Source organism: Pararhodobacter sp. (assembly GCF_034676075.1).
Taxonomy (GTDB): Bacteria; Pseudomonadota; Alphaproteobacteria; order Rhodobacterales; family Rhodobacteraceae; genus Pararhodobacter.
In genome coordinates, this window is the sequence record NZ_JAUCCQ010000192.1 from 1 (window position 1) to 4,696 (window position 4,696).

General features: G+C 68.3%; 6 protein-coding genes. 3 read left to right on the forward strand and 3 right to left on the reverse strand.

What is annotated here, in order from left to right; genetic code table 11:
* Window positions 1-253: 253 nt before the first annotated feature.
* Window positions 254-583 carry an SMR family transporter gene (locus VDQ18_RS22830; RefSeq protein WP_323023155.1) on the forward strand — a complete coding sequence of 110 codons (330 nt, stop codon included), beginning with the start codon at window positions 254-256 and terminating at the stop codon, window positions 581-583.
* 114 nt (window positions 584-697) lie between these two features.
* On the opposite strand, the gene VDQ18_RS22835 is transcribed toward VDQ18_RS22830, so the two are convergent.
* Together VDQ18_RS22835 and VDQ18_RS22840 are read right to left on the reverse strand one after the other, a co-directional pair.
* The gene (locus tag VDQ18_RS22835; protein WP_323023156.1) at window positions 698-913 is read right to left on the reverse strand and encodes a hypothetical protein; all 216 of its coding nucleotides are present in this window, start codon (window positions 911-913) and stop codon (window positions 698-700) included.
* A 133-nt stretch (window positions 914-1,046) separates the two neighbouring features.
* Window positions 1,047-1,586, reverse strand: a complete 540-nt coding sequence (locus VDQ18_RS22840) for a dihydrofolate reductase family protein (protein ID WP_323023157.1) — start codon at window positions 1,584-1,586, stop codon at window positions 1,047-1,049.
* A gap of 193 nt (window positions 1,587-1,779) precedes the next feature.
* On the opposite strand from VDQ18_RS22840, the gene VDQ18_RS22845 reads away from it, so the two are divergent.
* Window positions 1,780-2,394, forward strand: coding sequence for a YitT family protein (locus VDQ18_RS22845; protein ID WP_323023158.1), 615 nt, complete (start codon window positions 1,780-1,782; stop codon window positions 2,392-2,394).
* 3 nt (window positions 2,395-2,397) lie between these two features.
* Here the strand turns inward: VDQ18_RS22845 and VDQ18_RS22850 are convergent, their stop codons facing one another.
* On the reverse strand, window positions 2,398-2,640 hold the full coding sequence (locus tag VDQ18_RS22850; RefSeq protein ID WP_323023159.1) for a hypothetical protein: 243 nt from the start codon (window positions 2,638-2,640) through the stop codon (window positions 2,398-2,400).
* Between the two features lie 147 nt (window positions 2,641-2,787).
* On the opposite strand from VDQ18_RS22850, the gene typA reads away from it, so the two are divergent.
* Window positions 2,788-4,608 carry a translational GTPase TypA gene (typA, locus tag VDQ18_RS22855; protein ID WP_323023160.1) on the forward strand — a complete coding sequence of 607 codons (1,821 nt, stop codon included), beginning with the start codon at window positions 2,788-2,790 and terminating at the stop codon, window positions 4,606-4,608.
* The last annotated feature ends 88 nt before the right edge of the window (window positions 4,609-4,696 follow it).

Genomic DNA, 4,696 nt, shown 5'->3' on the forward strand with positions numbered 1-4,696 from the left:
GGAGGGTTTTCCACCCTCCTTGAAAATCCTCCCGAGGATATTTCCAGAACGAAGAGGGAGTTTGGGGGTCTCTTAACCCTCATCTTCGTGCTGCAAATATCCTCGGGGGTCCGGGGGCAGACGGCCCCCGGGTCTCTCCACCCGCGCTGGCCCCTCCGGGGCGGGGCGCGCGCGGGAGCGTGCCGCCCGCCGCTTCCCCTTTCGGCCGCCCCCGAAACCTGCCACACAGGGCGGGTTCCTGACCGAGGCCGCCATGCACTGGTTCCTGCTTGCTATCGCCATCCTCTTCGAAACCATCGGCACGGCCGCGCTGAAGGCCAGCCATGGCTTCACCAGGCTCGGCCCTTCGGCCCTGTCGCTGGGGGCCTATGCGGTGGCCTTCTGGTTTCTGGCGCTGGTGCTCAAGGTCGTGCCGGTGGGCGTGGCCTATGCCATCTGGTCGGGCGCCGGGATCTGCCTGATCGCGGTCATCGCCGCCTTGTTCTTCGGCCAGCGGCTCGACCTGCCGGCGGTCCTGGGGATGGTGCTGATCGTCGCGGGGATTCTGGTCATCAACCTTTTCTCCAACGCCGCGCCGCATTGAGGGCTGGCCGACGGGCGGTCGGCTGCGGCCCTGCCTGAGGGGCTGTGCGCCCAGGACGCGCGCCAACGGCCAGGAAGGGGGCCGCCCCTGCCCGAGGCGGCAGGGAGCGGTGGGTCACGTCAGCGGGCGGGTGGTGCCGCGGATCAGGCATTGGCCGGGCCGGGCCGGGCGTTCGCCCGGACGGCAGAAGCGCAGCGACTGCACGTCCCGGCCGAGCATGTCGGCGACGAAGGCCGGGGTCGAGGCCTGGGCGGCGGGGACATGGCCCGCGCCGAGAAGCGCGATGATACCGGCGAGGGCGAAGCGGAGGGCGGGGTGCGGGGCGATCATGGTCTGGGCTCCGTGGGGGCCGGGGATCCGGCGTTGCGATACCCTGTCCTGCCACGCCCCCGCCGCGCCCGCTGTTCCCGGGGGAACCGCGATGTAGGATGGGCAGTCTTGCCCATCCTGTGGGCACCCGCGCTCAGGGCGCGACCTGATAGACCGATTGCACGAAGCCATGCGGCCAGCTGCGGGTCTCCAGATGCACCAGATATTGCGGCCCCGGATCGTCGAAAAGCGGCAGCCCCGCGCCCAGGATCACCGGCAGCCGGGTGATGGTCAGCCGCTGCACCAGCCCCTCGCGCAGGAAGGTTGAGATCACCTTGCCGCCGTCGAGATAGACCCGCCGCATCCCCTCGGCCCCCAATTGCCGCAAGACCGCCCGGGGCGTGGCGCGCATCACCCGCACCCGGTTCAGCAGATGCGGCGGCACATCCTCAGGGCCAAGGCTGCGCGACAGCACCACCACCGGCTTGTCATGCGGCCAGTCGCGCATCGCCGCCAGCGCCCGGAAGCTGCCCGAGCCCATGACCAGGCAATCCACCGCCTCGATGAAGGCGGTATAGCCGTGGTCCTCGTCCTCGGGCGCGGGCATCATCAGCAGCCATTCCAGCCCGCCCTGCACATCGGCGATATAGCCGTCGAGCGAGGTCGCGATGAAGACATGGACTTCGGGCATCATGGGGGAAACTCCGGGTGATCCGCGTCGTTTCTGCCGCGTCGGTGCTGCGCGTCCTGGGACGCCCAGCGCAATCCCGGGCGCCAGAGCCCCGGTCCCTTGGTGGTGCACCTTCGGGCTTGCCATACGGTTAACGCAAGGCAGGGTTTCGCAGGATGCATTGGACGGCGTGCCGGAAATGCCGCATATATAGGTCATGATTGCTGACCCATCACCCCTCCCGCATCATCGCCCCTTCGAGGACCTGCAAGGCCTCGTCCTCGCCTCGGCCCAGGCCGCGCTGGGGCTGCACCTGCTGCGCGCGGCGGGGCTGATGACCGGGGGCACGGCCGGACTGGCGCTGATCCTGGCCTATGGGTTGGGCTGGAACTTCTCGCTCACCTTCTTCGCGCTGAACATCCCCTTCTTCGCGCTGGCCTGGCGGGCGCGGGGCCCGGTGTTCTGCGCCAAGAGCCTGGGCAGCGTCACGCTGGTCTCGGTGATGGCCGAGGCGCTGAAACCGCTTCTGCATCTGGACTGGATCCACCCGGGGGCGGCGGCGGTGCTCTTCGGGGTCAGCGCAGGCGTGGGGCTTCTGGGCCTGTTCCGCCATTCCGGCAGCCTGGGGGGCGTGTCGATCGTGGCGCTGATCCTGCAGGACCGCTACGGCATCCGGGCGGGGCTCACGCAGATCGTGCATGACCTGCTTCTCTTCGCCCTGGCCCTTGCGGTGCTGCCGCCCGCGAATGTCGCCTGGTCGATGCTGGGCGCGCTGGTGCTGAATGGGGTCATCGCCCTGAACCACCGGCGCGACTGGTACGTGGCGAGCTGAGCCTCAGCGCCGCGGCAGCTGGGCCAGCCGTGGCGGCGGGGTGACGGCCGGGACGCCCGGCGCCTGGGCGAGGGTCTGGCAGACCCGCCGATGGGTGACCCCCACCAATGCCCAGTCATCGGTGCCGATGGGCACCATGCGGCAGATCTGCCCAGTCGGCCCCAGACGGCTGGTGTCGCCGGCGGGACCCGAGGCGAGCGCGGGGCTGGCGGTGAGCAGGCTCATCAGGACGAGGCGGCGGATCATGGCGGGCTCCAACAAGGGCTGCGTTTTTGCCCGTTCAGCCTGCCCGGCGCCGCGATTGCACGCAGTTCCTGCGGGAACTGCCTGCGCCCACTGGCCAAGCGGCGCTTTTTCCACTATCGCCCGCGGCAATCACACGGGAAACGCATCATGGACCTTCGCAATATTGCGATCATTGCCCACGTCGACCACGGCAAAACCACGCTGGTCGACGAGCTTCTGAAACAATCCGGGATCTATCGCGAGGGCCAGGCGGTCACCGAGCGGGCGATGGACTCGAACGACCTCGAGCGCGAGCGCGGAATCACCATCCTCGCCAAGGCCACCTCGGTCGAATGGCACGGCACGCGGATCAACATCGTCGACACCCCCGGCCACGCCGATTTCGGCGGCGAGGTGGAGCGGATCCTGAGCATGGTCGATGGCGTGTGCCTCTTGGTCGACGCGGCCGAAGGGCCGATGCCGCAGACCAAGTTCGTGACCTCGAAGGCGCTGGCGCTGGGGCTGAAACCCATCGTCGTGCTGAACAAGGTCGACAAGCCCGCGGCCGAACCTGACCGGGCCCTGAACGAGGTCTTCGACCTCTTCGCCAACCTCGGCGCCAGCGACGAACAGCTCGATTTTCCCGTGCTTTACGCCTCGGGGATCAACGGCTGGGCGGATAATGAACTCGACGGTCCGCGCAAGGACATGTCGGCGCTGTTCGAACTGGTCATCAAGCATGTCGAGGCCCCGAAGCAGATCGCCCAGGCGGCGGAGCCCTTCCGCATGCTGGCCACCACGCTGGGCGCGGACCCGTTCATCGGCCGCATCCTGACCGGCCGGGTCGAGGCGGGCACGCTGAAAGTCGGCGCCTCGCTGAAGGCGCTGTCGCGCACCGGCGAGCGGGTCGAGCAGTTCCGCGTCACCAAGATCCTCGCCTTCCGCGGCCTCGGCCAGCAGCCCATCGACGAGGCGGTGGCGGGCGATATCGTCACCATCGCCGGCATGACCAAGGCGACCGTGGCCGATACGCTCTGCGATCCCTCGGTCGAGGCGGCGATCCCGGCCCAGCCCATCGACCCGCCGACCATCTCGGTCACGTTCGGCATCAATGATTCGCCGCTGGCCGGCCGCGACGGCAACAAGGTGCAGTCGCGGGTGATCCGCGAGCGGCTGATGAAAGAGGCCGAGACCAACGTCGCCATCAAGGTCGAGGACACGCCGGGCGGTGACGCTTTCGTCGTCTCGGGCCGGGGCGAATTGCAGATGGGCGTGCTGATCGAGAACATGCGCCGCGAAGGCTTCGAGCTGTCGATCTCGCGCCCCCGCGTGATCTTCCGCGAGGAGAAGGGCGAGCGGCTGGAGCCCATCGAGGAAGCCATCATCGACGTCGATGACGAATTCTCGGGCGCGGTGATCGAGAAACTGACCGGCGCCCGCAAGGGTGAACTGGTCGAGATGAAGCCCGCCGGCGTCGGCAAGACCCGGATCGTGGCCCATGTCCCCTCGCGCGGGCTGATCGGCTATCAGGGCGAGTTCATGACCGATACCCGGGGTACGGGCGTTTTGAACCGCATCTTCCACGACTGGGCGCCCTACAAGGGCCCGATCCAGGGCCGCCGCCAGGGCGTGCTGATCTCGATGGAGAACGGGGTCTCGGTGGCCTATGCGCTGTGGAACCTCGAGGACCGCGGGCGGATGTTCATCGGCGCGCAGGAACAGATCTACGAGGGGATGATCATCGGCGAGCATTCGCGCGACAATGACCTCGAAGTGAACCCCCTGAAGGGCAAGAAGCTGACCAACGTCCGCGCCTCGGGCACCGATGAAGCGGTGCGCCTGACGCCGCCGGTGATCATGTCGCTGGAGCAATCCATCGCCTATATCGACGACGACGAGCTGGTCGAGGTGACGCCGAAGTCGATCCGCCTGCGCAAGCGCTACCTTGATCCCCACGAGCGCAAGCGGATGGCCAAGGTCGAGGGCTAGAAGGGCGGGCGGCTGCCGCCCCCAGAGACCGCGAAGGGCGGGGGGCTGCCGCCCCCCGCACCCCCTGCTTCAAGGAGGGTTTTCCACC

Coding starts and splice junctions, on each gene's coding strand:
- VDQ18_RS22840 (WP_323023157.1), bottom strand. CDS start 1,586: ATGATGCCCGAAGTCCATGTCTTCATCGCGACCTCGCTCGACGGCTAT.
- VDQ18_RS22850 (WP_323023159.1), bottom strand. CDS start 2,640: ATGATCCGCCGCCTCGTCCTGATGAGCCTGCTCACCGCCAGCCCCGCG.
- VDQ18_RS22835 (WP_323023156.1), bottom strand. CDS start 913: ATGATCGCCCCGCACCCCGCCCTCCGCTTCGCCCTCGCCGGTATCATC.
- VDQ18_RS22845 (WP_323023158.1), top strand. CDS start 1,780: ATGATTGCTGACCCATCACCCCTCCCGCATCATCGCCCCTTCGAGGAC.
- VDQ18_RS22830 (WP_323023155.1), top strand. CDS start 254: ATGCACTGGTTCCTGCTTGCTATCGCCATCCTCTTCGAAACCATCGGC.
- typA (WP_323023160.1), top strand. CDS start 2,788: ATGGACCTTCGCAATATTGCGATCATTGCCCACGTCGACCACGGCAAA.